At 72.1% G+C, this 566-nt stretch carries 1 pseudogene; it reads right to left on the reverse strand.

Annotated features, from left to right (window positions below):
• Nucleotides 1-121: 121 nt before the first annotated feature.
• A pseudogene (locus tag FV233_RS29805) lies at nucleotides 122-566 on the reverse strand (phytoene desaturase); the annotation flags it as partial.

A 566-nucleotide genomic window follows, 5' to 3' on the forward strand; every position in this document is an offset into this window, starting at 1 on the left:
ACCCTCCCCCGCAAAGGGGGGAGGGAGACCCGCCCGAGCGCGGCCCTTGCCCTGATTCGGCAGCGATAGGTGAACCCCGTCGCCTGCCCCGCAGAGAGGGGAAGGGATGGTGCTGCGGGTGTCACGCCGAGGCGCGCAGCGTTCCGCGCGCGTCCTGGTCGTGCGCGTCGGCTGCGATCCAACCCGACATCATCACCATCGGCATGCCGGGGCCGGGATGGGCGGCGCCGCCGGCGAGGTAGAGGCCGCGCACCTGCCGCGAGCGGTTGCCGGGCTTGAACGCGCCCATCACCCGCCCGTGCGAGGCCAGGCCGTAGATCGCGCCGTTGAGCACCCGGTAGCGCTCGTGGATGTCCTGCGGGGTCAGGTGGCGCTCGACGACGATGCGTTCCTCCAGGTCGGGCATGCCGGCCGTGCGCTTGAGCTTGTTCAGGATGGTCCGCCGGTAGTTCTGGAACAGGGGGCCGTCCGGACGCCAGTCGTGGTGTGGGCGCAGGTAGGGCGTGTGCACCAGGACGTAGAGCGCCTCGCCGCCCTCGGGGGCCACGCTCGGGTCGGTGGAGGAG

This window comes from Methylobacterium sp. WL7, from assembly GCF_008040085.1.
GTDB lineage: Bacteria > Pseudomonadota > Alphaproteobacteria > Rhizobiales > Beijerinckiaceae > Methylobacterium > Methylobacterium mesophilicum.